The 24,144-nt window shown below is 71.6% G+C and carries 26 protein-coding genes; 14 read left to right on the top strand and 12 right to left on the bottom strand.

What is annotated here, in order from left to right:
* Positions 1-124 precede the first annotated feature (124 nt).
* From ABZ910_RS01305 to dnaK, 3 genes are all read left to right on the top strand, one after another.
* The gene (locus ABZ910_RS01305; protein WP_361357300.1) at positions 125-526 is read left to right on the top strand and encodes a hypothetical protein; all 402 of its coding nucleotides are present in this window, start codon (positions 125-127) and stop codon (positions 524-526) included.
* A gap of 186 nt (positions 527-712) precedes the next feature.
* Positions 713-1,138, top strand: a complete 426-nt coding sequence (locus ABZ910_RS01310) for an OsmC family protein (protein WP_361357303.1) — start codon at positions 713-715, stop codon at positions 1,136-1,138.
* A 147-nt stretch (positions 1,139-1,285) separates the two neighbouring features.
* Positions 1,286-3,148, top strand: a complete 1,863-nt coding sequence (dnaK, locus tag ABZ910_RS01315) for a molecular chaperone DnaK (protein ID WP_361357305.1) — start codon at positions 1,286-1,288, stop codon at positions 3,146-3,148.
* Positions 3,149-3,191: 43 nt separating this feature from the next.
* Here dnaK and ABZ910_RS01320 read toward each other — a convergent pair whose 3' ends face one another.
* Positions 3,192-4,055, bottom strand: coding sequence for a helix-turn-helix transcriptional regulator (locus ABZ910_RS01320; protein ID WP_361357308.1), 864 nt, complete (start codon positions 4,053-4,055; stop codon positions 3,192-3,194).
* Between the two features lie 216 nt (positions 4,056-4,271).
* On the opposite strand from ABZ910_RS01320, the gene ABZ910_RS01325 reads away from it, so the two are divergent.
* The 3 genes from ABZ910_RS01325 to ABZ910_RS01335 all read left to right on the top strand — a co-directional run bounded on the left by ABZ910_RS01325 (position 4,272) and on the right by ABZ910_RS01335 (position 6,348).
* On the top strand, positions 4,272-4,577 hold the full coding sequence (locus ABZ910_RS01325) for a 4a-hydroxytetrahydrobiopterin dehydratase (RefSeq protein ID WP_361357311.1): 306 nt from the start codon (positions 4,272-4,274) through the stop codon (positions 4,575-4,577).
* A 5-nt stretch (positions 4,578-4,582) separates the two neighbouring features.
* Positions 4,583-5,344, top strand: coding sequence for a class I SAM-dependent methyltransferase (locus tag ABZ910_RS01330; RefSeq protein ID WP_361357314.1), 762 nt, complete (start codon positions 4,583-4,585; stop codon positions 5,342-5,344).
* Positions 5,345-5,442: 98 nt separating this feature from the next.
* The gene (locus ABZ910_RS01335; protein ID WP_361357317.1) at positions 5,443-6,348 is read left to right on the top strand and encodes a class I SAM-dependent methyltransferase; all 906 of its coding nucleotides are present in this window, start codon (positions 5,443-5,445) and stop codon (positions 6,346-6,348) included.
* A 128-nt stretch (positions 6,349-6,476) separates the two neighbouring features.
* On the opposite strand, the gene ABZ910_RS01340 is transcribed toward ABZ910_RS01335, so the two are convergent.
* Positions 6,477-7,187: a glycoside hydrolase family 75 protein gene (locus ABZ910_RS01340; RefSeq protein ID WP_361357320.1), complete on the bottom strand. Its 711-nt coding sequence runs from the start codon at positions 7,185-7,187 to the stop codon at positions 6,477-6,479.
* 226 nt (positions 7,188-7,413) lie between these two features.
* On the opposite strand from ABZ910_RS01340, the gene ABZ910_RS01345 reads away from it, so the two are divergent.
* Positions 7,414-8,046 carry a hypothetical protein gene (locus ABZ910_RS01345; RefSeq protein WP_361357322.1) on the top strand — a complete coding sequence of 211 codons (633 nt, stop codon included), beginning with the start codon at positions 7,414-7,416 and terminating at the stop codon, positions 8,044-8,046.
* Positions 8,047-8,155: 109 nt separating this feature from the next.
* Here ABZ910_RS01345 and ABZ910_RS01350 read toward each other — a convergent pair whose 3' ends face one another.
* From ABZ910_RS01350 to ABZ910_RS01360, 3 genes are all read right to left on the bottom strand, one after another.
* Positions 8,156-8,992, bottom strand: a complete 837-nt coding sequence (locus ABZ910_RS01350) for an aldo/keto reductase (protein WP_361357325.1) — start codon at positions 8,990-8,992, stop codon at positions 8,156-8,158.
* Between the two features lie 104 nt (positions 8,993-9,096).
* On the bottom strand, positions 9,097-10,923 hold the full coding sequence (locus ABZ910_RS01355) for a long-chain fatty acid--CoA ligase (protein WP_361357328.1): 1,827 nt from the start codon (positions 10,921-10,923) through the stop codon (positions 9,097-9,099).
* Positions 10,924-11,250: 327 nt separating this feature from the next.
* Positions 11,251-12,120 carry a LysR substrate-binding domain-containing protein gene (locus ABZ910_RS01360; protein WP_361357330.1) on the bottom strand — a complete coding sequence of 290 codons (870 nt, stop codon included), beginning with the start codon at positions 12,118-12,120 and terminating at the stop codon, positions 11,251-11,253.
* A 165-nt stretch (positions 12,121-12,285) separates the two neighbouring features.
* On the opposite strand from ABZ910_RS01360, the gene ABZ910_RS01365 reads away from it, so the two are divergent.
* The gene (locus tag ABZ910_RS01365) at positions 12,286-13,299 is read left to right on the top strand and encodes a bile acid:sodium symporter family protein (RefSeq protein ID WP_361358089.1); all 1,014 of its coding nucleotides are present in this window, start codon (positions 12,286-12,288) and stop codon (positions 13,297-13,299) included.
* A 52-nt stretch (positions 13,300-13,351) separates the two neighbouring features.
* On the opposite strand, the gene ABZ910_RS01370 is transcribed toward ABZ910_RS01365, so the two are convergent.
* The 3 genes from ABZ910_RS01370 to ABZ910_RS01380 are packed head-to-tail and all read right to left on the bottom strand — an operon-like array spanning position 13,352 to position 15,401.
* Entirely contained in the window at positions 13,352-14,164 is an 813-nt protein-coding gene (locus ABZ910_RS01370; RefSeq protein ID WP_361357333.1) for an SAM-dependent methyltransferase, read from the bottom strand.
* A 23-nt stretch (positions 14,165-14,187) separates the two neighbouring features.
* Positions 14,188-14,502 carry a DUF397 domain-containing protein gene (locus ABZ910_RS01375; protein ID WP_361357335.1) on the bottom strand — a complete coding sequence of 105 codons (315 nt, stop codon included), beginning with the start codon at positions 14,500-14,502 and terminating at the stop codon, positions 14,188-14,190.
* Positions 14,499-15,401: a DUF5753 domain-containing protein gene (locus ABZ910_RS01380; protein WP_361357338.1), complete on the bottom strand. Its 903-nt coding sequence runs from the start codon at positions 15,399-15,401 to the stop codon at positions 14,499-14,501. The genes ABZ910_RS01375 and ABZ910_RS01380 overlap by 4 nt, the downstream gene beginning before the upstream one ends.
* A gap of 132 nt (positions 15,402-15,533) precedes the next feature.
* Here ABZ910_RS01380 and ABZ910_RS01385 point away from each other — a divergent pair, with 132 nt between their 5' ends.
* Together ABZ910_RS01385 and ABZ910_RS01390 are read left to right on the top strand one after the other, a co-directional pair.
* Positions 15,534-15,872: a hypothetical protein gene (locus ABZ910_RS01385; RefSeq protein ID WP_361357341.1), complete on the top strand. Its 339-nt coding sequence runs from the start codon at positions 15,534-15,536 to the stop codon at positions 15,870-15,872.
* 24 nt (positions 15,873-15,896) lie between these two features.
* Positions 15,897-16,082 (top strand): hypothetical protein, encoded by a 186-nt coding sequence (locus ABZ910_RS01390; RefSeq protein WP_361357343.1) that lies wholly within the window; start codon positions 15,897-15,899, stop codon positions 16,080-16,082.
* A gap of 89 nt (positions 16,083-16,171) precedes the next feature.
* Here ABZ910_RS01390 and ABZ910_RS01395 read toward each other — a convergent pair whose 3' ends face one another.
* The 3 genes from ABZ910_RS01395 to ABZ910_RS01405 form a co-directional block, all read right to left on the bottom strand.
* The gene (locus tag ABZ910_RS01395; protein ID WP_361357346.1) at positions 16,172-18,040 is read right to left on the bottom strand and encodes a sialidase family protein; all 1,869 of its coding nucleotides are present in this window, start codon (positions 18,038-18,040) and stop codon (positions 16,172-16,174) included.
* A gap of 154 nt (positions 18,041-18,194) precedes the next feature.
* The gene (locus tag ABZ910_RS01400) at positions 18,195-18,983 is read right to left on the bottom strand and encodes a collagen-like protein (RefSeq protein ID WP_361357349.1); all 789 of its coding nucleotides are present in this window, start codon (positions 18,981-18,983) and stop codon (positions 18,195-18,197) included.
* A complete protein-coding gene (locus ABZ910_RS01405) occupies positions 18,980-19,252 on the bottom strand; it encodes a hypothetical protein (protein ID WP_361357352.1) in 273 nt (90 codons plus the stop codon). The genes ABZ910_RS01400 and ABZ910_RS01405 overlap by 4 nt, the downstream gene beginning before the upstream one ends.
* A 208-nt stretch (positions 19,253-19,460) precedes the next feature.
* Here ABZ910_RS01405 and ABZ910_RS01410 point away from each other — a divergent pair, with 208 nt between their 5' ends.
* From ABZ910_RS01410 to ABZ910_RS01425, 4 genes are all read left to right on the top strand, one after another.
* Complete coding sequence (locus ABZ910_RS01410) at positions 19,461-20,813, top strand: OFA family MFS transporter (protein WP_361357355.1); 1,353 nt, start codon at positions 19,461-19,463, stop codon at positions 20,811-20,813.
* On the top strand, positions 20,788-20,916 hold the full coding sequence (locus tag ABZ910_RS01415; protein ID WP_361357358.1) for a hypothetical protein: 129 nt from the start codon (positions 20,788-20,790) through the stop codon (positions 20,914-20,916). The genes ABZ910_RS01410 and ABZ910_RS01415 overlap by 26 nt, the downstream gene beginning before the upstream one ends.
* Before the next feature lie 140 nt (positions 20,917-21,056).
* Entirely contained in the window at positions 21,057-21,995 is a 939-nt protein-coding gene (locus tag ABZ910_RS01420) for a beta-ketoacyl-ACP synthase III (protein ID WP_361357361.1), read from the top strand.
* A gap of 194 nt (positions 21,996-22,189) precedes the next feature.
* A complete protein-coding gene (locus ABZ910_RS01425; RefSeq protein WP_361357364.1) occupies positions 22,190-22,867 on the top strand; it encodes a GntR family transcriptional regulator in 678 nt (225 codons plus the stop codon).
* A gap of 39 nt (positions 22,868-22,906) precedes the next feature.
* Here the strand turns inward: ABZ910_RS01425 and ABZ910_RS01430 are convergent, their stop codons facing one another.
* Positions 22,907-24,115, bottom strand: coding sequence for a low temperature requirement protein A (locus ABZ910_RS01430; RefSeq protein WP_361357366.1), 1,209 nt, complete (start codon positions 24,113-24,115; stop codon positions 22,907-22,909).
* Positions 24,116-24,144: the final 29 nt, after the last annotated feature.

Below are 24,144 nucleotides of genomic sequence, written 5' to 3' on the forward strand. Positions count from 1 at the left end.
CGCAGGCGGCAGCAGGCGCGCACCCGGCGCGGGCGGCACCGTGTTTGCCTCTTTCGCGCGACTCCCGTGAAGCCTGCGGGCAGGAGTAGGGTCGGCGGCGAAACCCGGAGGTGAGGGGGACGCCATGAGACCGGTTCGGGTCACGGCGATCGCGAGTCTGACGCCGCTCGAGGAACTGGAGGCGGATCCCTTCCTCGTGGATTCCCGCAGCCAGCACGCGATGTGCGCCCGCTGGGCCGCCGAGCACGGGTACGTCGTCGCACGGGAGTTGCTGGTACGGGGGCTGCGGCCCGACCACTGCGTGCTGTGGGACGGGGTCCGGCCCGGCGTGGACCTGTTCGTCGCGCCCAGCCGGCGCGTGCTGGAGAGCGCGCTGTCGTCCGTCGACCAGTTCCTCGCGGAGTGCGCCCGGCGCGAGGTGCGCGTCGAGACGGTCGGCTGCGCGGAGCCGTCGTACGACGCGCAGATGAAGGCCCGCGTCCACCGGCGGCTGTCGATGCCGACCGCGGGGTACGACGGCCGGTAGCCCTCCCGAAGCCCTTGGGTGCTCACCAAGGACGATCCCGCGGGGCGGCCGCCCGCCGTACATCCACCCGGGCGGTCCGGCGCTCCGGGTGCGGTGAGCCCGCATGTGGTCGGATGGGGACCGGGACCCGGAGCGGGGAACCGGGAACCAACGGGGACCAAGGGATCACACACGAAAGGAACCACCGTGGCCACCACGCGCACCGCACACACCGTCTGGGAAGGCAACCTGCTCCAGGGCGGCGGCGACGTCACCTTCGACTCCTCCGGCATCGGCACGTACCCGGTGTCGTGGCCCTCGCGCGCCGAGGAGCCGAACGGCAAGACCAGCCCCGAGGAGCTGATCGCCGCCGCGCACTCCGCCTGCTACTCCATGGCCCTGTCGCACGGCCTGAGCAGCGCCGGCCACCAGCCCACCAGGCTCGTCACCTCGGCGGACGTCACCTTGCAGCCGGGTGAGGGCATCACCGGCATCCACCTGACCGTCGAGGGGACGGTCCCCGGCGTGGACCAGGACACCTTCCAGGCCGCCGCCGAGGACGCCAAGAAGAACTGCCCGGTCAGCCAGGCCCTGACCGGCACGCCGATCACCCTGACGGCGAAGCTCGCCTGACCGCCGTACGTCTCCGGTGCCGCGCCCCGCACGCACAGGGGCGCGGCACCGTCGTATCCGCCCGCCCGGATCAGGTGGCATTGACAACGGCGCGGTCAGGTTTTGTGCTGGATTCGACGGATGCGCCCTGTGCGGAAGGGGACGGAGATGGCTCGTGCGGTCGGGATCGATCTGGGGACGACGAACTCGGTGGTGGCCGTCCTGGAGGGCGGTGAGCCCACCGTCGTCGCCAACGCCGAAGGCGCGCGGACCACGCCCTCGGTCGTGGCCTTCGCCAAGAACGCCGAGGTGTTGGTCGGCGAGGTCGCCAAGCGGCAGGCCGTGACCAACGTGGAGCGCACCGCGCGCTCGGTCAAGCGGCACATGGGCGACGGCGCCTGGCGCTTCCCGGAGAGCGGCTCCGTGGACGGCACCCGCTACCGGGCGCAGGAGCTGTCGGCGCGCGTGCTGCAGAAGCTGAAGCGGGACGCGGAGGCCTACCTGGGCGAGGACGTCACCGACGCGGTGATCACCGTACCGGCGTACTTCGACGACGCCCAGCGGCAGGCGACCAAGGAGGCCGGGGAGATCGCCGGTCTGAACGTGCTGAGGATCATCAACGAGCCGACGGCCGCCGCCCTCGCCTACGGCCTCGACCGCGGCGAGGAGCAGACCGTCCTCGTCTTCGACCTCGGCGGCGGCACCTTCGACGTGTCCCTGCTGGAGATCGGCGACGGCGTCATCGAGGTCAAGGCCACCAACGGCGACACGCACCTGGGCGGCGACGACTGGGACCAGCGCATCGTCGAGTACCTGGTCAAGAAGTTCAAGGGGCAGTACGGCATCGACCTCGCGGGCGACAAGATGGCGCTGCAGCGGCTGCGCGAGGGCGCCGAGAAGGCCAAGATCGAGCTGTCGTCCTCGTCCGAGACGTCCGTCAACCTCCCCTACATCACCGCCTCCGCCGAGGGCCCGCTGCACCTCGACGAGAAGCTGACCCGCGCCCAGTTCCAGGAGCTCACCGCCGATCTGCTGGACCGCTGCAAGGCCCCGTTCCACCAGGCGGTCAAGGACGCGAACGTGCAGCTCTCCGCCGTGGACCACGTCATCCTCGTCGGCGGCTCCACCCGGATGCCCGCGGTCACCGACCTGGTCAAGGAGCTCACGGGCAAGGACCCGCACAAGGGCGTCAACCCGGACGAGGTGGTGGCCGTCGGCGCCACGCTCCAGGCGGGCGTCATCCGCGGCGATGTCAAGGACGTGCTGCTTCTCGACGTCACCCCGCTGTCCCTGGGCATCGAGACCAAGGGCGGCATCATGACCAAGCTGATCGAGCGCAACACGACGATCCCGACGCGCCGTTCGGAGATCTTCACGACGGCCGCCGACAACCAGCCCTCCGTCGGCATCCAGGTCTACCAGGGCGAACGGGAGATCGCCGCCTACAACAAGAAGCTCGGCGTCTTCGACCTGACCGGGCTGCCGCCCGCCCCGCGCGGGGTGCCGCAGATCGAGGTGGCCTTCGACATCGACGCCAACGGGATCATGCACGTCTCCGCGAAGGACCTCGCCACGGGACGCGAGCAGAAGATGACCGTCACCGGCGGCTCGGCCCTGCCGAAGGACGACATCGACCGCATGATGCGGGAGGCCGAGCAGTACGCCGAGGAGGACCGGAAGCGCCGGGAGTCGGCCGAGACCCGCAATCAGGCCGAGCAACTCGTCTACCAGACCGAGAAGTTCGTCCGGGACAACGAGGGCCGGGTGCCCGCCGACACCAAGGCCGAGGTCGAGGCGGCCGCAGCGGAGCTGAAGACCCTGCTGGAGCAGAACGCCGAGACGGCGGCCCTGCGCGCCGGCGTCGAGAAACTCGCCTCCGTCAGCCAGAAGATGGGGCAGGCCATGTACGCCCAGGCCCAGCAGCAGCCGCCCACGCAGAGCGCCGGGCCCGCCGAGGAACAGGAGGAGGAAGGCGTCGTGGACGCGGAGATCGTCGACGAAGAGCGGGACACGAAGGGCGGCGCGGCCTGACATCCGGGGCGGCCTTGCGGCAGGCCGCCCCGCTCCAGGGTCTTCAGAGGGTCTCGCGGTGCTCGCGCAGGAGCTTCCTGGTGCGCGGCGCCGACGCGGCCCGCGCCGTCATGTGGTCCAGGACCTCCAGATGCGTCGCCACCTCCTGGCGCGAGTCCAGGTAGAGCGCGCCGGTCAGGTACTCGGTGAAGACCATGTCGGGCAGCTCCGGCTCGGCGAACCGGAACAGCGTGAAGGGCGCGTACGTCCCCGGGTGCGGGCCGGCCGCGAACTCGGCGAGCTGGAGGGTGATCCGGCCCCGCTCGGCGTACTCCAGCAGCTTGTCCAGCTGGTCGCGCATCACGCCCGCGTGCACGCTCACCGGGCGCCGCAGCACCGTCTCGTCCATGATCACCCACAGGTGGGGCGGGTCGTCCCGCTCCAGGAGCCGCTGCCGGGCCATGCGCAGGGAGACATGGCGCTCGATCGTCTCCGGGCGGGCCTGACCGATGGTCCCGGCCTCCAGCACGGCGCGCGCGTACGCCTCGGTCTGCAGCAGGCCGGGCACGAAGTGCGGCTCGTAGGAGCGGATGATGCGGGCGGCGCCCTCCAGGCTCACGTACATGCTGAACCAGTCCGGCAGCACGTCGTGGAACCGCTGCCACCAGCCCGGCTGGTTGGCCTCCTCGGCCAGCGCCACGAACGCGGCGCGTTCCTCGGCGGGCACCTCGTAGGTGGCCAGCAGCACCTGCACGTAGGGGATCTTCAGCGCGACCTCGGCCGTCTCCATCCGCCGTACGGTCGCCGGGGCCACCCGCAGCACGCGGGCCGCCTCCTCACGCCCCAGGCCCGCCGCCTCTCGCAGTTCCCGCAGGCGTCTGCCGAGCACCACCTGGCCCACGGTGGGTGCGGCCCGCCGCTCGCTCACGCCCCACCCTCCCTCCGCGTCGCATGTGCGAGCAGTGTGGCACGCGAGATCCCCGCCGCACACGGGTCCGCCGCGGGCATCCGAAGTTACCGGGCGTCAACCCTTCAGCGATCCCGGGTACTTGCGCCGACGGCAAGGGCGTGGGCCCGCGTGCGCGGCGGCGTGAGGTGGGAGGCTGAACAGGTAAGCGCACCAGCCCCGGGAAGGAACCAGACCATGGCCGTCGCACCGCTGTCCCAGCAGGAGATCGAGGACCGGCTGGCCGAGCTGCCGGGCTGGTCGCTGGAAGGGGACCGCATCGCCCGCTCGTACCGGCTCGGCTCGCACTCGGCGGCGACGGCGATGGTCGTGCACATCGCCCAGGTCCAGGAGGAGCTCGACCACCACTCCGAGCTGACCCTCGGCTACAACACCGTGTCCCTGACGATGAACACGCACAGCGTCGGCGGCGCCGTCACCGAGAAGGACTTCGAGCTCGCCCGCAGGGTGGAGGACCTGGCCCCAGGCCACGGAGCACACTGACGGATGTGCTGGACTACGACAAGGAAGCCGACACCTACGACGCGTCACGCGGCGGCGAGGCACGGGCCGAAGCCGCCGCCGGTGCCGCCCTCGGCCTGATCCCCGACGGGGCCCGTCGCCTCCTCGACCTCGCCTGCGGCACCGGGATCGTGACGCGAAGGCTGGCGGCGGGCCGGCCGGGGCTGCGGGTGACGGGGGCGGACCTCGCGCCCAACATGGCGCGAAGGGCCGCGGCCCGGCTGCCCGGCTCGATCCTGCTGGCCGACAGCCGCCGACTGCCGTTCACCGACGGCACGTTCGACGCGGTGACCAGCGTGTGGCTGCTGCACCTGTTGGCCGACCCCGCCGACGTACGGTCCGTCGTCGCCGAGTGCGCCCGCGTGCTGCGGCCCGGCGGCGTGTACGTCACCACGGTCGACAAGGCCGCCGCGCACGACGTGGGCAGCGACATCGACGCCGTCCTCGCCCCGCGCCCGCACCGCTGCGCCGCGGACGCTGCCGACACCGTCGCCGCCCATGCCGCCGAGCACGGCCTGCACCCGGCCGGACAGACATCCTTCCCCGGCATCGGCCAGGGCCCCAGCCCCCGCCGCATGGTCGCCGACCTACGGCGCGGCTGGTTCACCACCATGCCGCCCGGCAGCCCCCTCGCCGAGCGGGTCGCCGAGGGCCTGGCCCGCCTCCCCGACCAGGACCGCCCCCGCGCCGACCCTCGCTTCGCCGTAAGGGCGTTCCGCAAGCCGCCGGGTGAAGTCCGCAGCCCTTGACCGAGTGGCCCCCGTTTTTGCCGCTTCGGCAACAAGGCTGGCAGGCGGACGGTGCGTCGGCGCACGCTGGGGCGCACCCCGACGAGAGGCTGACCTCCATGGCACACCCCCCGCACGACGACCGCGACCACCGGCACCACCACGGTCACCGTCACGACCACACCGACCTCGACTGGGCCGAGATGGCCCCGCTGCTGGAGGCGCAGGCGGAGCTGTTCGCCCCGCTGTACGAGCGGGCCATGGCCTGGCTCGCGGAGGAGGTGACCGGGCCGGGGTTGATCGTCGACGCGGGCAGCGGTCCGGGGGTGGTGTCGTGCCTGTTCGCCGAGGCGTTCCCGGGCGCGCGGGTCGTCGCGGTGGACGGCGCCGAGCCGCTGCTGGAGCGGGCCCGCGAGCGGGCCGTGGGCCAGGGCGTCGCCGACCGGTTCGACACCCTTGCCGGTGAACTCCCCGCCGTTCTGGCCGAGTTGGACCAGCCGGCCGATCTGCTGTGGGCGAGCCGCAGTCTGCATCACCTCGGCGACCAGCGGGCCGCGCTCGCCGCGTGCGGCGCCCGGCTCGCGCCCGGCGGCATCGTGGCCGTTCTGGAGGGCGGTCTGCCCGTCCGGTTCCTGCCCCGGGACATCGGCATCGGCCGGCCGGGGCTGCAGGCACGGCTCGACGTCCTGCAGGAGGACTGGTTCGCGCGGATGCGGGCCGACCTCCCGGGCAGTGTCGCGGAGACCGAGGACTGGGCCGCGCTGCTGACGGCGGCGGGGCTGAAGCACACCCGCACGCGCAGCTTCCTGCTGGATCTGCCCGCACCGGCGTCCGAGCGGGCCCGCTCCTACGCCGCCGCGTCCCTCTCCCGCTTCCGTGACGACTTCGCCGACGACCTCGACGCCGACGACATCGCCACGCTGGACCGCCTCCTCGACCCGGCCGACCCGGCGAGCGTGCACCGGCGCCCGGACCTGTTCGTGCTGACGGCGTACACGGTGCACACGGCGGTACGGCCCGTGTGACGGGCGGCGCCATGGGTGCCGTCGGCGCCGTCGTCGTACGGCCGCTCGGGCAGCCCAACTGACCTGTCCCGCAAGCCCGGCACGGCGCCCGCGCGGGGCGCGGTACCGGGCTGCGCCGCCATCCGGGGTCAGTTGTCGCGCAGGAACTGCTGGGCCAGCCGATTCCCGAGGGAGACGGCCGCGCTGTGGCTCTCGATGGGGGAGACGCGGGAGTTCTTGAAGAGGATGTACGTCACGCCGGACGGGATGCCCCCGGTCGCCGGGTCCGAGTTGACGCCGAGGGCTCTTGCGGTGGCGTACGAGGCCTCGCCGATGATGTTCGCGGGTCCGGTGTCGCCGACGACCGCGTACTCGACCTTGCCGCCGTGGATGACGGCGGCCACGCCGCCGCCCTTGATGCCGTAGTCGGCGTAGTTCCAGATGGAGCTCGGGCCGGGCACGACGACGTAGGGCAGCGCATCGGACCTCAGGGGCTCGCCGTTGGACTGGTGGAACGCCGTGTCCCCCTGGAACCAGGGGCTGTTGTCCGCGTTGCAGTGCGTGGTGCTCTGGCCGTCGCAGTCGATGTCCATGTCGGCCTTCCAGAACACCGCGCCGTTCTTGCCGCACACCGGGATCGTGGCCGCGGTGCCGGCGTCGGTCCGGTACAAGCCGTGCGAAACCCGCTTGCAGGACGTCACCTTGGCGAGCAGGTCGGCCGCCCTGACGGAGCCCTCCCAGGCCGCGTCCTTTCTGACATAGGCAGCGACGGGGAAGCGGGCGGCACCCGCGGAGAGTGCTCCGGCGGCCAGCAGCAACGCTGTCGAGACTGCGGCGAAGGTCGGTGTTCGCATGCGCACGGTGCGTGGACCCTTCTGTAGGGAAAGTTTCCGTCACTCGACGTGGTCCGAGGTGAACCGGCCTTTTGCGTGGCCCCGTCAAGTCGTCCGATGGCATCCCCGGCCCGCTGTGCCGTTTGCGGCGACTGGCCGCCTGCGGGAAAACTGGGAATATTGGACATTCCGGACATTGAACCTGGAAATTCCTCGAGAGTTCACGAGCCACGCGGCTTCAGGGAGAGGCGTCATGTTCGTCCGCACCGTTTACGCGACCGGCGACCCCGCGAAGATCGACACAGCCATCAGGGCCCTGAACACGGAGGGGCGCGATCTGCTCGAAGAACGTCCGGGATACCGCGGAGCAGGCGTCTTCGTGGACCGGGAGCGCGGCACGCTGCTGGCCGTGAGCTGGTGGGGCTCCGCGGAGGCGAGACACAACAGCGACGAGGTGATGCGGGAGCGACGGGGAGCCCTGATGGGGCCGTTCGGCGGGACGGTGGCGGTCCGCAACTACGAGGTGGCGGTCTTCCACGCCGCGCAGCATCCGCGGGCCGGCGGCGGACTGCGCGTCAGCAGGCTGGAGTTCGACCCGGCCGACGCGGACCTGCTCGTCGACACGTTCCGTACGGCCGTGCTGCCCCGGCTGGAGAGCCTGCACGGGCTGGCCCGGGCCTCCCTGTTCGTGGACCCGGAACGGGGGCAGGGCCTCTCGGACGCCCTCTTCCTCGACCGTGACTCCCTGGCCGCGTCCCGCGCGGGCCACGCGGCGTTGCGGCGCGAAGGGGCGGTCAAGTCCCACACGGCCGTGGTCGGACAGGAGGAGTTCGAGGTCATCCACGAGGACGTGCACCCCGACCGAGCCGCCCCTCAAGGGAGTTGACCGGCCTCCTCGGCCCGCGGGCCGTGAACGCGGACGCCCCGCCGTGCGGGAAGGCGCGCGGCGGGGCGTCCGGCCGTACGCACGACACCGTGCGTACGGGAAGCGGGGCTCAGACCATGTCGAACGTCGCCGGGTCGGGACCCAGGCGGCGGTCCTCGTTCAGCGCGCTGATCGCCCCGAGGTCCTCGGGGTCCAGGTTGAAGTCGAAGACGTCGATGTTCTCCATGATCCGGGACGGCGTCACGGACTTCGGGATCACGATGTTGCCCTGCTGGATGTGCCAGCGCAGCACGATCTGGGCCGGGGTGCGGTTGTGCTTCTGGGCGATCGCGATGATGGCCGGAACGTCCAGCAGGCCCTTGCCCGAACCGAGCGGCGACCAGGCCTCGGTGCGGATGCCCTGCTCGGCGTGGAACTCGCGCGCCGCGTGCTGCTGTAGCTGCGGGTGGAGCTCGATCTGATTGACCGCCGGGATGACCGAGGTCTCGGAGATCAGCCGCTCCAGGTGCTCCGGAAGGAAGTTGGAGACGCCGATGGCACGGACACGGCCGTCGCTGTACAACTTCTCCAGCGCCTTGTACGTGTCGATGTACTTGTCCTGGCCCGGCAGCGGCCAGTGGATCAGGTACAGGTCGAGGTGGTCGAGGCCCAGCTTCTCCAGCGACGTGTCGAAGGCGCGCAGGGTGCTGTCGTACCCCTGCTCGCTGTTCCAGAGCTTGGTGGTGACGAAAATGTCCTCGCGGGGGACGCCGGAGGCAGCGATGGCCTTGCCGGTGCCCTCTTCGTTGCCGTAGATCGCCGCTGTGTCGATGCTGCGGTACCCGGCCTCAAGAGCCGTGGCGACCGCCTGCTCGGCCTCGTCGTCCGGCACCTGCCAGACGCCGAAGCCCAGCTGGGGCATCTCGACGCCGTTGTTGAGGATGATCGGGGGGACCTTGCTGCTCACGAGCTCTTGATCCTTTGTTTGTCGACAGGTGGTACTCCCATCGTCAACGACCACGGGCCGTCGCGCATTCCTGACCGCGGAATCCGCCGGGCCGGCGTGGCCGGTCACGCGCGGTAGAGCGCCTCCACCTCGTTCTCGTACGCCTTCTCGATCGCCTTGCGCTTCAGCTTCAACGACGGTGTCAGCAGGCCCTGTTCCTCGGTGAACGGCTGGGCGAGGATGCGGAACGTGCGGATCGACTCGGCCTGGGAGACCAGCGTGTTGGCGGCCACCACCGCACGCCGCACCTCGGTCTCCAGATCGGGGTCGCGCACCAGCTGGGCGGCGGACAGCTGCGGCTTGCCCCGCATGGTCAGCCAGTGCTCGACGGCCTCCTGGTCGATGGTCACCAGGGCCGCGATGTAGGGGCGGTCGTTGCCGACGACGATGCACTGGTTGACCAGCGGATGGTCGCGGACGCGCTCCTCCAGCACGCCGGGCGAGACGCTCTTGCCGCCGGAGGTCACCAGGATCTCCTTCTTGCGGCCGGTGATGGTGAGGAAGCCGTCCTCGTCCAGGGCGCCCAGGTCGCCGGTGGCCAGCCAGCCCTCGTGCAGCGCCTCGTCGGTCGCCTTCGGGTTGTTGAGGTAGCCCTGGAAGATGTTGCCGCCGTGCAGCCAGATCTCCCCGTCGTCCGCGATGTGCACGGTGACGCCCGGGATCGCCTGGCCGACGGTGCCGTAGCGGGTGCGGTAGGGCGGGTTGGCGGTCGCGGCCGCCGTCGACTCCGTGAGGCCGTACCCCTCGTAGATCTGCACGCCCGCGCCCGCGAAGAACAGGCCCAGCCTGCGGTCCATGCCGGAGCCGCCGGACATGGAGTTGCGGATACGGCCGCCCATCGCGGCGCGCACCTTCGCGTAGACGACCTTGTCGAAGAACTGGTGCTGCAGGCGCAGCCCGGCGGAAGGGCCGGGCCCGGTGCCCCACGCCTTCGCCTCCACCGCGTCCGCGTACCGCACCGCGACGTCGACGGCCTTCTCGAACGGCCCGGACTTGCCGTCCCGCTCCGCCTTGCGGCGGGACGCGTTGAACACCTTCTCGAAGATGTACGGCACCGCGGTGATGAACGTCGGCTTGAACGCGGCGAGATCGGGTAGCAGAGCGGAGGCGTTGAGCTGCGGCTGGTGGCCGAGGCGCACCTTGCCGCGGAACGCCGTGATCTCGACCATCCGCCCGAAGACGTGCGCCAGCGGCAGGAAGAGCAGCGTCGACGCCTCGTCGCCCTTCTTCGAGTGGAAGACCGGCTCCCACTTGGTGGCCATGGTCTCGGACTCGAACATGAAGTTCCCGTGCGAGAGGACACAGCCCTTGGGGCGCCCTGTGGTGCCCGAGGTGTAGATGATCGTGGCGATCGACTCGGGGGTGATGGCCCGCCGGTGCCGTTGCACCACGTCGTCGTCGATGTGCGCGCCCGCGTCGTACAGCTCCTGCACGCAGCCCGAGTCCAGCTGCCACAGCTGGCGCAGCTGCGGGAGCCGGTCGATGACCGTGGCGATCGTCATCGCGTGGTCCTCGTGCTCCACGATCGCCGCCGACACCTCGGCGTCGTACAGCATCCAGAAGCACTGCTCGGCGGAGGAGGTGGGGTAGATCGGCACCACCTGGGCGCCGATGGTCCACAGCGCGAAGTCGAACAGCGTCCACTCGTAGCGGGTGCGGGACATGATGGCGACCCGGTCACCGAAGCGTATGCCGCCCGCGAGAAGCCCCTTGGCGAGCGCGAGGACCTCGTCCCGGAACTCCGCGGCGGTCACATTCCGCCATTCCCCGTTCTCGTCCTTGCGGCCGAACGCGACATGGAGTGGATCGTCGGCCGCCAGTTCGAAGACGGTGTCGGCCAGACCGCCAACCGGCGGCATCGACGCCCATTGAGGGTTGGTGAACTCGTGCACTCCCCGCTCCCCGATCCTCGCTCTTCGTGTGCGCTCAGCGCAGCGCCGTGAAAGCTACCCCACCTGTTCACGAGGCGGGAGGGGGGTTGAAACCGGTCAACGCCCTTGTGCGCGGGGGGTAGCGCCCGGAAAATGCCCGCACAAGGGGAAGGGCCGGACATAATTCTTACGGTTCCGTAGGTTTCGGTGCCGCAATCTCCACTGAATCTGTACGCCCTGGTCACCATGCCTGGCGCCTGCGAAGTGGGTGTCCGACCGTTCGTTTCGCGCTACATGCCGGGGTCCGGGCCGGGCATGCACACACCCGTCGCCCCGAGGGCCGGCCGGCTATCCGCCGGGCCGGAGCAGTCGCTCCCCGCCCGCCAGGATCGCCGCCGCCAGCGCGTCCGCCGCCTGTGCGGCCGAGGCCCGCCGTCGGCCGTGCACCAGCACGAAGTCGACCTCGCCCAGCTCCGGCAGCCCCGCCCGCTCGGGCACCCGGAACAGCCCGGGCGGCACCAGTCGCCGGGAGTGCGCCATGACCCCGAGTCCGGCGCGCGCGGCCGCGATGAGGCCGTTGAGGCTGCCACTCGTGCACACGATGCGCCACGGCCGGCCCTGCCGCTCCAGCGCCTCCAGCGCCCGCGCCCGGGTGATGCCAGGCGGCGGGAACACGATGAGCGGCACGGGGCCGCCCGGGTCCAGGCGCAGCCGCTCCGCGCCGATCCACACCAGCTCGTCGTGCCAGACCGGCTCACCGCGCGGATCCTCCGGGCGCCGCTTGGCCAGCACCAGGTCCAGCTTCCCGGCCGCCAGCCGCTCGTACAGCGTGCCGGACAGCTCCACCGTCAGCTCCAGGTCGACCTCGGGGTGGTCGTAGCGGAAGGCCTCCAGGATCTGTGGCAGCCAGGTCAGCACGAAGTCCTCCGAGGCGCCGAACCGCAGCCGGCCGCGCACCCGGGTGCCGGTGAAGAACGCCGTCGCCTGCTCGTGCACCGCCAGGATCCGGCGCGCGAAGCCCAGCATGGCCTCGCCGTCCTCGGTCAGCTCCACGGAGTGCGTGTCACGCAGGAACAGCTGCCGCCCCGTGGCGTCCTCCAGGCGTCGCACGTGCTGGCTGACCGTGGACTGCCGCAGCCCGAGCCGCCGGGCGGCCTGCGTGAAGCTGAGCGTCTGGGCGACCGCCAGGAACGTCCGCAGGTGCGAGGGGTCGTACACACCGCGAGGCTATCGCGGAACGTGATGACAGTCAGTGTGGTGTGCCGGATTCCCGATCACGAAAGGGAGGAGGACGATGGAGAGGGGCCGTCCGGCCCCGGACCGACCCACAGCACGACGCACAGCAAGTGGAGCACCGTGAAACGCCTGCACTGGCCGAGTTGGATGCCGATCGACCCCTACATCCTGCTTCTGCTCGGGACGGTGGGCCTCGCCGCGCTCTTCCCGGCCCGGGGCACGGCCGCCGACGTGGCGTCGGGCGCGTCCACCGCCGCGATCGCCTTCCTCTTCTTCCTGTACGGCGTCCGCCTGTCCACCCGGGAGGCGCTCGACGGACTCCGCCACTGGCGGCTCCACATCATGGTGCTGGCCTGTACGTTCGTCGTCTTCCCGCTGCTCGGCCTGGCCGCCCGCGGGCTCGTGCCGACGCTCCTGACCCACCCGCTCTACCAGGGCCTGCTGTTCCTCACCCTGGTGCCGTCGACGATCCAGTCGTCGATCGCGTTCACCTCGATCGCCCGCGGCAACGTGCCCGCCGCGATCTGCGCCGGCTCCTTCTCCTCGCTGGTCGGCATCGTGCTCACCCCGCTGCTCGCGGCCGTGCTGCTCGGCAACAGCGGCGGCGGCTTCTCGGCCGACTCGCTGCTCAAGATCGTGCTTCAGCTGCTGGTGCCCTTCCTCGCCGGGCAGGCGCTGCGGCCCTGGATCGGGGGCTTCGTCACCCGGCACAAGAAGGGGCTCGGGCTGGTCGACCGCGGCTCGATCCTGCTCGTCGTCTACACCGCGTTCAGCGAGGGCATGGTGCAGGGCATCTGGCACCAGGTGAGCCCCGTCCGGCTGGCCGTGCTGCTCGGCGTCGAGGCCGTGCTCCTCGCCGTGATGCTCGTGCTGACCTGGTACGGCGGCAAGGCGCTGCGGTTCGACCGCGAGGACCGGATCGCCATCCAGTTCGCCGGGTCGAAGAAGTCCCTCGCGGCCGGACTGCCCATGGCGAGCGTCCTGTTCGGCGCGCACGCCTCCCTCGCCGTGCTGCCGCTGATGCTCTTCCACCAGATGCAGCTCATGGTGTGCGCGGTCCTCGCCAAGCGCCGGGCGCGCGACCCGGAGAAGGCCGCGCCCGCGCCCGCGCCGGTCGCGGAGTCACGGACCGCGGTCGGTTCGGGGCTGCGTTCCCGCTGACGCCCCGAAGCGTCCGTGACCGCGGTGGGTCGAGGCCCGTGGCCGACCCCGCTCACCGCTTGATCGCGACGCCCCCGTAGATGGACGTGGTCTCGTCGGTCTCGTCCTTTCTGGGCGGGCCGTCGGGGTGCCAGCGGTATGCGGGGACGATGCCCGGCTCCACCGGCTCGAGCCCGGCGAAAAGGGCCTCGAACTCCGTCTTGTTGCGCGTCACCGCGGGGATACCGCCCTTCTGGTACACCGCCCTCGCCCTCGCGGCGGCCTCGGGATCGAGGAAGTCGGCGGTCCCGTGGGTGAGGGACAGATAGCTGCCCGGGGCGAGCGGCTTGATCATCCGGCGGATGATGCCGACCGGGTCGTCCTCGTCGGGGATGAAGTGGAAGAGCGCGTTCATCGACAGGGCGACCGGCTGGGACAGGTCCAGTGTCCGCTCCAGTTCCGGCGAGCCCAGGATGTGCTCCGGGGCGTACACGTCCCCGTGCAGATACGCCGTGCGCCCCTCGGGCGCCGAGCGCAGCAGCGCGTCCGCGTGGGCCAGCACGATCGGGTCGTGGTCCACGTACACCACGCGCGACTCGGGCGCCTCGCGCTGGGCCACCTGGTGCAGGTTGGGTTCGGTGGGGATGCCGGTGCCGATGTCCAGGAACTGGCGTATGCCCTGGGCGGCGAACCACCGGGTGGCACGGTGCATGAACTCCCGTGTGCTCCGCGCGATGATCCTGGCGTTGGGCAGGACGCTGAGGACCGCCTCGGCGGCTTCCCTGTCCACCGGGTAGTTGTCCTTGCCGCCCAGGTAGTAGTCGTACATCCGGGCGGAGTGCGGGGCGGTCGTCCGTAGGGCCAGGGACGGGTCCTGCGCGGGCATGCGTGCTCCCTCGATCGGTGCTCTCATACGGCGAAGACGGTGCTGCTCTGCGCCGCGTACAGATGGTCGGCCAGGCCGCGCTTCACTCCGCGGAGGAAGGCGGAGATCTCGTCCGCGTCGTAGATCAGGGCGGGGCCGTCCGGGTCCTTCGACTGCCGGAAGGCGACGCGGCCGCCGGGCAGCCGCTTGACCTCGACGCAGTCGCCGCCGTTCGGGCTGGACCACGGGCACTCCCAGCCGTGCCTCCCGAGCCGGTACGCCGGCATCCCGCTCACGAGGCCGTCGTCGTCAGGGGCGGTCGCGGCCACCGCGTCGTCGGCGGGGTGGACGGCGGTCATACGTACTCCTTGCGGACGTGCTCGAGATAGTTCCTGGTGGCGCTGCGGGAGACCGCGTAGCTGCCGGCCATGCGGTCCAGTGTTTCCAGGTAGGTGCCGACTTCGTCGGGGTCGTCGATGTAGGAGCCCCGCGTCAGGTTCTCGACGTAGACCACGTCGGGCAGGACCTGGGTGCGCAGCCGGTAGAGGGAATAGGCGCCGTACGCGCCGGGGTGGGCACCCGAGGTGAACGGCAGCACTTGCAGGGTGATGTGCTCCTGGTCCCACAGGTCGAGGAGCCGGTCCATCTGGCCGCGCATGACGGCGGCGTCGCCCACCGGGCGTGCGAACACGTTCTGCTCCAGCAGCAGCCACAGCCGTACCGGCGTCGTGTGCCGCTCGAGCCGCTCCTGCCGCAGCAGCCGTACCTGGACGGCGCGTTCGATCTGCTCGGCCGGTGCGTCCGGCGCGCCCATGAGGAGCTGCGCCCGCGCGTACTCGGCCGTCTGCAGGATGCCGGGCACGAAGTGCGGGTTGTACGAGCGGATGAGGGAGGCCTCGTCCTCCAGGCTGAGCAGTGGGCTGAGCCAGGTGGGCATCGCGTCGCGGTAGTCCGCCCACCAGCCCGGCTGGTTGGCGTCGCCGGCCAGCTCCAGCAGGTCCGCGGTGATCCGCTCGCGTTCCTCGGCGGGGCGGTCGCGCAGGTAGTACGGCAGCAACTGCTGCACGTACACCAGGCGCACCGCGAACTCGGCGCGCTCGATGCGGCGGACCGTCAGCGCGGTGGTGTGGATCAGGCCGGCGGCCTCGTCCAGTGAGACCCCGGCTTCTTTCCGTAACTGTGCGAGCTGGTGACTGAGGACGACCCGTCGCACCGTGGGTGCGATGCCCGCCCCCGTCCATGGACGCGCGTCGGCCACGCCCTACCTCCCGGATCAATGGTGACGGGCAGTCTGCCACGCGTGTCTCGTCTTGCCCAGGGCAAAACTGACGTCACGAAATTATCGTCGAGCTGGTTGCGTGGACGTCTCTATCGCCCCACAGTTGACGTCATGGCAGATCTCGCGGGCGGTGCCGCATCACGTCAACTCCTGCTGGAATCAGAGGAGTTACGGTGGGCACGCGCCGACGAGACACACCTCACGCCCGCCGCGGGCGCGCTCCTCGACTCCCGCCTCCTGGGCGCGATGGGCCGGTGGACCTGGGGCGCGGGGGCTCCGGAGCGCCCGGTGGCGATCGCGCTTCTCGCGCCTCCCCCACAGGCCGGACGGACCGTGGCGCGAGCGGTGCGGGCCCTGGCCGAGTCGGCCGGGATGACGCCCGCCTCGGAGCCGATACCGGACATCGGACAGCTGATGCACGTGTCCTCCGCGTCCCAACTGGCCCTGTGATTCGCCGCGGCGGCCTACACGCTCGTGCTGCCGGCGTCCCCCGAGGTGGTCCTGCTGGCGCGCCGGAGGGCCGCCCTGGCGGTCGCTGTCGGCCTCGACCCGCTGCCCGCGGACGCGCCGTGGGACGCGGTCACGGAGTACGTCCGGCAGGGCGTCGCGCTCGACCGCGTCTGGTTCGGCAGCGCGGGGCTGCTGTCGGAGGAGGCCTGACCGTCGGCCGAGCCCGACGGGGGAGCGGGGCCGGGCCGTCGTGGCCGGCCCCCACGCCCCCACGCCCCCGCGTAACCCCTGCCGTGGCGTCAGCCGCCGCTCACCTCGTCCATGGGCAGCCACAGCACCGTGTCGCGCGCCGACCGCAGCGCCTGCGGGTCGGACAGCTCCGCGTCGCTCAACGCGCGGTCCCAGACGTGCACTTCGTCGATGGAACCGGTGAAGAAGGCCCGGCTGTCCATGCGTTGGCCGATGTGTACGCCGAAGGGCGAGTTACGGCTGACCGAGCCGGACACGTCGGCGACGGTGGACCGTACGCCGTCGACGAAGAGCGACAACTCCCCTCCGCCCCTGCGCAGCACGACGTGATGCCACTGCCCGTCGTTGTACGCGCTCGTCGTACCCACCGCCGCCGTGCGCACGGCCGTGGCGCCCTCCCGTACGGTGATGAGCCCGCGGATCCGGTTGCTCGCGGGCTCCCCGCGCAGCCACACCTGGGGCTGGGTCGTGCCGATGCCGCCCATCCACAGCAGCGGCTGCTCGCCGGAGGCGGCCGTGTACCGGAACCACAGCGACGCGGTGAAGTCCTTGGTGCCGAGCGGGAGTCGATCGCTGTACGGCAGTCGTACGGCGTCGTCGGCGCCGTCGAACTCCAGGGCGCCCCCTGACACGCCGTCCGTCTCCCGCGCGCCACCGAGCACGGCCGCGCGCCGCGCGTACGGGGCACGGTCGCGGGTGGTGGGGTCGGGCCCGCGGCGCGGCCGGAGCCAGTCCTCGGTGAAGCGGGCGAAGCGGATCTCGTCGCGCGCGTCGACCGCCCCGCCCTCGTACATCAGCCCCACGGTGTCGTGGCCGATGCGCACCAGGTCGGAGTAGCCCGACCAGTCGGTCGTGACGACCGTGCCCCGGTCCACGCTGTCCCAGGTGCGCCCGCCGTCGTACGAGGAGCGGATCATCATCGTGCGTCGGCGGTCGGGGTCGCCCGGGCAGGCCAGCAGGATGCGGTCGCCGAGGCGCAGCGTCGAGCCCTGCACCTGCGGCGCGTAGAGGTCCGGGACGTCACGGAAGGGTGCGGTGAAGCCGGTGCCGCCGTCGCGGCTGACCGTCTGGGTGCGGTGGCCGAGGTCGGTGCCGTCCTGTTCGCGGCCGCTGACCAGGATCGAGCCGTCGCCGCGCTCGGTCATCGTCAGCTCGGACGGCTTCTGCCGGAAGGTGTTGTCGTCGGCGATCGGCCAGGTGTCCGTGGCCCCGGTCCGCCAGTGGTCGCCGCCGTCGTCGCTCACGATGAGGGCCGCGTGGTTGGCGGTGACCCGACTGCCGTGCCAGGTCTCGGTGTTGACACCGAACACCAGCCGTCCGGCGTATGTGCCCCGGGTGAGCTGGATGCCGTGCACCGGGCCGGTCGCGTACCAGGAGTTCCAGTCGGCGGGCAGGATCTCGGGGCTCAGATCGCGCGGCGCGGACCAGGTGCGGCCGTCGTCGTCGCTGTACCGCAGGTGCGGGGTGCGGTCGCACGGGACCTGGCAACTGGCGCTGTCCGTACGGCCGGTGTTGTACGTCTCGGCCAGCAGGACGCGGCCGGTCTCGCGGTCCACGATCGGCGCCGGGTTGCCGTGGGTGTCGCCCGCACCCTCGTCGACCACCTGGAGCGGGCTCCAGGTGCGCCCGCCGTCCGTGGAGCGCTTGAGCACGATGTCGATGTCGGCGGAGTCCCCGCAGTTGAGGACCCGGCCCTCGGCGAACGCCAGCAGCGTGCCGTCGTTCGTCCTGACGACGGCGGGGATGCGGAAGCAGGCGTAGCCCGGATCCCGGGACGCCTTGAAGAGGACCTGCTGCTCGAACCCCGGGGTGTCGGCGGCTTGTTGGGCCCGCGCCGGGTTCGGCAGGACCAGCAGTGCGGCGGCCGTGAGGGCGACGGCCAGGGTCGTTCTCAGACGGGCGCGGATTCCTGACGGCATGTGCGACCTGCCCTTCATGCGTCGAGAAAGAGGCATCGGGACGGCACGACATCCGCACATCCGTACATCCGGAGATCCGAACATCCCACGTCCAACGTGCGCTTCATCGACGTTAGTTGGCCCCCGAGTGCCCCACAAGGAGCGTGCGGCCACTTCAGGGGGCATGCGACCGGCCCGGCTTGCGACGGTGCGGCTTCCGGTGGTGCGGGGGGCGGGCGAACGGAAGGACCGGAAGCGCCGTCGCCGACCCCGGACCGGGCGACGCCGATGCCGCCCCCGCCCTCCGGCAGACCAGGGCGTCGGGATCGTCGGCCGGGGCCTGGAGCGCGTAGCCGTCGGGGCAGGCGGGCCCGGGATCGCCCTTCGGCCCCGGATCGCCCTTGTCCCCCTTGTCACCCTTGGGGCCGGCCCCGCCCTGGCTGCCGTCGGCCCCGTTGCCGCCCGCCGGCCCGGCAGCCCCGTCGGCGCCCGCGGGCCCCTGCGGCCCGGCCTCGCCGGGCGGCCCGGACGGCCCCGGGGAGCCTGCCGCCCCGGGCGGACCCGACGGCCCGGCCGTGCCGCCCGTGCCCTGGGCCCCGGCCGCGCCCGCGGCCCCCCTGGCCCCACTGTCTCCCTTGTCGCCCTTCGCACCCGGGACACCGGTCTGCCCGGCGGGCACCCGGACGCGGTCATGGAGGTCCCGCACGGCCTCGGACGGGTCGGGCGCCGCCGGGATGCCGCCCCCGGCCCTGACCTGGGCGCGCAGGGTGCGGACGTCCGCGGCGAGGGTGGACAGCGCCTTGCCGCGCCGGTCGGCCTCGGCGCGCATCTGGTCGGCCCGCCGGTCGCCGGCGTCGATGCGCGCCCACAGGATCACCGCGACGCCGCAGAGCGCGATGAGCACGCAGACGAGGGCCACGCTGCGCCAGCGCCGGGCGAGCAGCCGCTCGAAACGGGCCGTCACGGCGTACCTCCCAGTCGGTGGACGTCGAGCCTGAGCCGCGCGATCTCCGACTGGTCGGCGAAGTGCAGCGAGGCCAGTTCGCTGATGCGCGTATCGCGCTCCGCCACCTGGCGCTCCAGCCGGTCACGCTCGGCCTGGAGCTTCTCGGTCAGACTGGAGTAGCCGTTCAGGGCGTTCTCCCCGCGCTTGCCCAGGTACGCCACGACGGCCGCGCCCAGCACGCCCGCACAGGCCAGCAACGAGCCGACCAGGGTGGTGCCGGCATCCACGTGACTGCCTCCTACGGGACGACGGGCCGCACAGGGCATGACCCGTTGAACTCGCCTGAAACAACGAGTCATCCGGCCGGGGGGTGTGCGGCCGTTCGCGGGAACATCACGGCCCGGTGACCGTTCGCCGCAGACTGGATACCGTTCATCGCATACGGTCGACGGACTCCTTCTCAACTGCCCTGCGGAGCCCTACCGTTCGGGACTCATGAGCAGCCCACCTGTCGCGCTGCCGGGATGGAGCCGCTGGCTCGTCCCGCCGGCCGCACTCTCCGTCCACCTCTCCATCGGTCAGGCCTACGCCTGGAGCGTGTTCAAGCCGCCGCTGGAGTCCTCGCTCCACCTCAGCGGCACCGAGAGCGCGCTGCCGTTCCAGCTGGCCATCGTGATGCTCGGACTGTCGGCCGCGTTCGGCGGCACGCTCGTCGAGCGCAACGGGCCGCGCTGGGCGATGTCCGTGGCCCTCGTCTGCTTCTCCTCCGGCTTCCTGATCTCGGCGCTGGGTGCCGAGACGCAGCAGTACTGGCTGATCGTCCTCGGCTACGGCTTCGTCGGCGGGATCGGCCTCGGCATCGGCTACATCTCGCCCGTCTCCACCCTGATCAAGTGGTTCCCGGACCGTCCCGGCATGGCCACCGGCATCGCCATCATGGGCTTCGGGGGCGGCGCACTCATCGCCTCGCCCTGGTCGGCCCAGATGCTCAAGTCCTTCGGCTCGGACCACTCCGGGATCGCGCTCGCGTTCCTCGTGCACGGGCTGTCGTACGCCGTCTTCATGGCGCTGGGCGTGCTCCTGGTGCGGGTGCCGCGCGCCGAGAGCGCCGCGAGCACGACGGGCACGGCGGGCGCGGCCAGTGGGCCGGGCGGCCTCGACGGTGTGCAGGTGTCGGCCTCCACGGCGGTGCGCACCCCGCAGTTCTGGTGCCTGTGGATCGTGCTCTGCATGAACGTCACGGCCGGTATCGGCATCCTGGAGAAGGCCGCCCCGATGATCGGCGACTTCTTCGCGGACACCGCCACCCCGGTCTCGGTCTCCGCGGCCGCCGGATTCGTGGCGCTGCTGTCGGCGGCCAACATGGCGGGCCGTATCGGCTGGTCGTCCACCTCCGACCTGATCGGGCGCAAGAACATCTACCGCGTCTACCTCGGCGTCGGGGCGCTGATGTACCTGCTCATCGCCCTGTTCGGGGACTCCTCCAAGCCGCTGTTCGTCCTGTGCGCGCTGGTCATCCTCTCCTTCTACGGCGGCGGCTTCGCGACGGTCCCGGCCTATCTCAAGGACCTGTTCGGGACGTACGAGGTGGGCGCGATCCACGGCCGGCTGCTGACCGCGTGGTCCACCGCCGGCGTGCTCGGGCCGCTGATCGTGAACTGGATCGCCGATCGGCAGGAGGCGGCGGGCAAGCACGGCTCGTCCCTGTACGGCCTGTCGTTCGCCATCATGATCGGCCTGCTCGTCGTCGGCTTCGTCGCCAACGAGCTCGTCCGTCCCGTGCACGCACGCCACCACATCCCCGCCCAGAGGGAGGCCTCCGATGCCCAGCGACACCAGTCCGCCTAGCCGGCGGGGCCTGATCGCCTTCGCCTGGCTGTGGGTGGGGGTGCCTCTCGCCTATGGCCTGTACGAGCTCGTACAGAAGGCCACGCAACTGTTCACGGGTTGAATGTTCGGGCGGGCGTCTGAGGGTCTGACGGAAGCCGACAATACGGGCGCCCGATTCCTGTGACTTCACCTGCCGTCGTACCCGCGAGTCACGGACGAGACTGGTGGATCCCGCTACCCACGCAATGAGGGGGACACCAGATGAACGGCTCGCGCATCGCCGCGCTCGGCCACTACCAGCCCGCCAAGGTGCTCACCAACGAGGACCTGGCGGGCATGGTCGACACCAGCGACGAGTGGATCCGCAGCCGCGTGGGCATCCGCACCCGGCACATCGCCGGGCCCGACGAGCCGGTCGACGAGCTGGCCGCGCACGCCGCCGCCAAGGCCCTCGCGGCGGCCGGCCTCACTCCCGCCGACATCGATCTGGTCCTCGTCGCCACGTCCACGGCCGTCGACCGTTCCCCCAACACCGCGGCCCGGGTCGCCGCCCGGCTCGGGATCCCGCAGCCGGCCGCCATGGACGTCAACGTCGTCTGCGCCGGGTTCACCCACGCGCTGGCCACGGCCGACCACACGGTCCGCGCGGGCGCGGCGACCCGGGCGCTCGTGATCGGCGCCGACAAGATGTCCGACGTCACCGACTGGAGCGACCGGTCGACCTGTGTGCTGGTCGGCGACGGTGCGGGGGCCGCCGTGGTCGAGGCCTCCGACGAGCCCGGGATCGGGCCGGTGCTGTGGGGCTCGGTGCCGGAGATGGGGAACGCGGTGCGGATCGAGGGCACGCCGCCGCGGTTCACCCAGGAGGGGCAGAGCGTCTACCGCTGGGCCACCACCCAGCTGCCGCCCATCGCCCGCCGCGCCTGCGAGAAGGCCCAGGTCGCGCCCGAGGACCTGGCCGCGGTCGTCCTGCACCAGGCCAACCTGCGCATCATCGAGCCCCTGGCCCAGAAGCTCGGCGCCGTCAACGCGGTCGTCGCGCGCGACGTCACCGACTCGGGCAACACCTCCGCGGCCAGCATCCCCCTCGCCCTCTCCAAGCTCGTCGAGCGGGGAGCGGTCAGCGGTGGCGACCCGGTGCTGCTGTTCGGCTTCGGCGGCAACCTGTCGTACGCCGGTCAGGTCGTGCGCTGCCCCTGAGCCTCTGAGTCCCTGAGTCGCAAGGCTGCCGGGGCGCGAGCCGCGCTGTGACGTGCCCTACTCCGCGCCCGACTCCCGCCCCTCCTGGCACCTGTGCGCCGTAGACTGTAGACGAAAGACAATCGATACTGGGCTTCCCGTGAGCACGAGCCTTCCGGCCGCCGTGCGCGGCCCCGCCCAGGAGGGGGAGCGCGATGTTGTCGAAGGGACTTCCGCAGGGGGCGGTGCCCAAGCTCGAACGGCCCGGCCCGCTGCGCGACCGCGTCTACGAGGCGCTGCTCGAACTCATCACCACCCGTGCGCTGCGCCCCGGCCAGCACCTCGTCGAGAGCGAACTCGCCGGTCATCTGGGCGTCTCCCGGCAACCGGTGCGCGAGGCCCTTCAGCGGCTCAACACCGAGGGCTGGGTCGATCTGCGGCCCGCCCAGGGCGCGTTCGTGCACGAGCCGACCGAGGACGAGGCCGACCAGCTCCTCACCGTCCGTACGCTCCTGGAGGCCGAGGCGGCCCGGCTCGCCGCCGCGAACGCGGGCAGCCCCGGCATCGCCGTGCTCGAGGAGCTGTGCGCGGAGGGCGAGAAGGCGGTCGCCACGGACGACGTGGACGGCGCCGTCGCCCTGAACGCCCGCTTCCACGCCAAGATCATGGAGTTGGCGGGCAACGCCGTCCTCGCCGAGCTCGCCGCGCAGGTCGACCGCCGCGTGCGCTGGTACTACACGCCCGTGGCCCGGCAGCGAGGTCAGCAGTCCTGGATCGAGCACCGGGGCCTGATCGCCGCCATCGGCGACCGCGACGAACAGCTGGCCACGCGGCTGATGCGCGAGCACACCGAGCACACGCGACGGTCGTATCACGAGCGCGCGGAGTCCTGACCGGTACCGCGTGACGGCACCGTTCCCGCAGGGCGCGGATCACACGCGCACAGCCTCCGGCCGCTGCGAGGAGGTGGCGCACGCGCGGTTCTCCGCGGCCAGCATGGCCGTCAACACGGCTACCGCAACGATGAGTTCGGCGTAGGCCGGCAGCCGCACGCCGAGCGGTGCGACGGCGAGGACGACCGGCACGGCCGCCACCCGGTGGCGTACGGGACGAAGCCCCATCACCAGCCGGAACGCCACGTCGCCGAGGAGGAACAGCGCGACACCGCCCGCGAGCGCCAGCGCCGGACCCTGGTGCGGGTGTTCGGTGAGGTGCCCGAGGGTCTTCTTCAGGCCGGCGGCGAGGCAGGCGATGCCCAGCAGCATCGGCAGGAAGGCGTAGTAGTACGCGTTCATCGCCAGGCGCCAGCGCCGCGGCGCCGGTGTCGCCCGGAACACCGCCTCCGCCCCCTCCTCGTCGCGCACGAAGTACGTCCACCACAGGACGACGGTGAGTGCGAGCGCCAGGAACGCGCCGCCGAACAGTCCCGGCGTGAGCGGCAGATCGCCGATTCCGATGCCGATGGAGACGACCGACTCGCCGAGCGCGATGATCAGCAGCAGCCCGTGCCGCTCCACGAAGTGAGCCGGGTCGAGACTGCCCAGCTGGACCCGCATGGTCGCGGCCGTACGTGCTTCCCTGTGCGCGGTGGCGCCGGTGCGCAGGCGGCTCCAGCGCCGGCCGGGGCCGTGCTCGGCCACGAAGGGCGTCACGAACTGCAGGACGAGCGCCAGCCCCCACAGCCCGTCCGCCGCGAGACCGTCGACCAGACCCGCGGCGGTCACCGCGAGGGCGGCCAGCGCGTTCGGCACCCCGTACCAGACCGAGTCCCGGCCGTGGCTGCGTGTGTACAGCGCCGTGTGCACGACCACGACGAGCAGGAAGCCGAGCCCGAAGACCACGCCGGTGTCGTCGAATACTCGGGGAATCGCCAGTGCGCACACCAGGAAGCCGCCCATGCCCAGCATCAGCAGCAGGCGCCGGGACGGGCGGTCGGGCGGCACCTGGTTGGTGAGGTACGCGTACGCGGCGTACATCCAGAACAGCACGACGAAGATCAACGCCACCCGGCCGGCCGTCGCGAACGACAGGTCGGCGGCGAGCAGCACCGTGAGCTGGGTGAGGGTGAAGACGAAGACGAGGTCGAAGAAGAGCTCAAGCGTGGTGACGCGTCGCTCCGACTCCTGCGCAGCGGCATTCATGGGGCCCCCTGAACCGATCGGTGAGGTGA

This window comes from Streptomyces sp. NPDC046805, from assembly GCF_040645355.1.
Classification (GTDB): Bacteria; Actinomycetota; Actinomycetes; order Streptomycetales; family Streptomycetaceae; genus Streptomyces.

Excerpts from the sequence above, each read along its gene's own strand:
- ABZ910_RS01410 (WP_361357355.1), top strand. The coding sequence starts at position 19,461 with ATGAGCAGCCCACCTGTCGCGCTGCCGGGATGGAGCCGCTGGCTCGTC.
- ABZ910_RS01345 (WP_361357322.1), top strand. The coding sequence starts at position 7,414 with ATGTTCGTCCGCACCGTTTACGCGACCGGCGACCCCGCGAAGATCGAC.
- ABZ910_RS01420 (WP_361357361.1), top strand. The coding sequence starts at position 21,057 with ATGAACGGCTCGCGCATCGCCGCGCTCGGCCACTACCAGCCCGCCAAG.
- ABZ910_RS01430 (WP_361357366.1), bottom strand. The coding sequence starts at position 24,115 with ATGAATGCCGCTGCGCAGGAGTCGGAGCGACGCGTCACCACGCTTGAG.
- ABZ910_RS01425 (WP_361357364.1), top strand. The coding sequence starts at position 22,190 with ATGTTGTCGAAGGGACTTCCGCAGGGGGCGGTGCCCAAGCTCGAACGG.
- ABZ910_RS01375 (WP_361357335.1), bottom strand. The coding sequence starts at position 14,502 with ATGACCGCCGTCCACCCCGCCGACGACGCGGTGGCCGCGACCGCCCCT.
- ABZ910_RS01365 (WP_361358089.1), top strand. The coding sequence starts at position 12,286 with ATGCCGATCGACCCCTACATCCTGCTTCTGCTCGGGACGGTGGGCCTC.
- ABZ910_RS01325 (WP_361357311.1), top strand. The coding sequence starts at position 4,272 with ATGGCCGTCGCACCGCTGTCCCAGCAGGAGATCGAGGACCGGCTGGCC.
- ABZ910_RS01335 (WP_361357317.1), top strand. The coding sequence starts at position 5,443 with ATGGCACACCCCCCGCACGACGACCGCGACCACCGGCACCACCACGGT.
- ABZ910_RS01395 (WP_361357346.1), bottom strand. The coding sequence starts at position 18,040 with ATGCCGTCAGGAATCCGCGCCCGTCTGAGAACGACCCTGGCCGTCGCC.
- ABZ910_RS01415 (WP_361357358.1), top strand. The coding sequence starts at position 20,788 with ATGCCCAGCGACACCAGTCCGCCTAGCCGGCGGGGCCTGATCGCCTTC.
- ABZ910_RS01370 (WP_361357333.1), bottom strand. The coding sequence starts at position 14,164 with ATGCCCGCGCAGGACCCGTCCCTGGCCCTACGGACGACCGCCCCGCAC.
- dnaK (WP_361357305.1), top strand. The coding sequence starts at position 1,286 with ATGGCTCGTGCGGTCGGGATCGATCTGGGGACGACGAACTCGGTGGTG.
- ABZ910_RS01305 (WP_361357300.1), top strand. The coding sequence starts at position 125 with ATGAGACCGGTTCGGGTCACGGCGATCGCGAGTCTGACGCCGCTCGAG.
- ABZ910_RS01385 (WP_361357341.1), top strand. The coding sequence starts at position 15,534 with ATGGCAGATCTCGCGGGCGGTGCCGCATCACGTCAACTCCTGCTGGAA.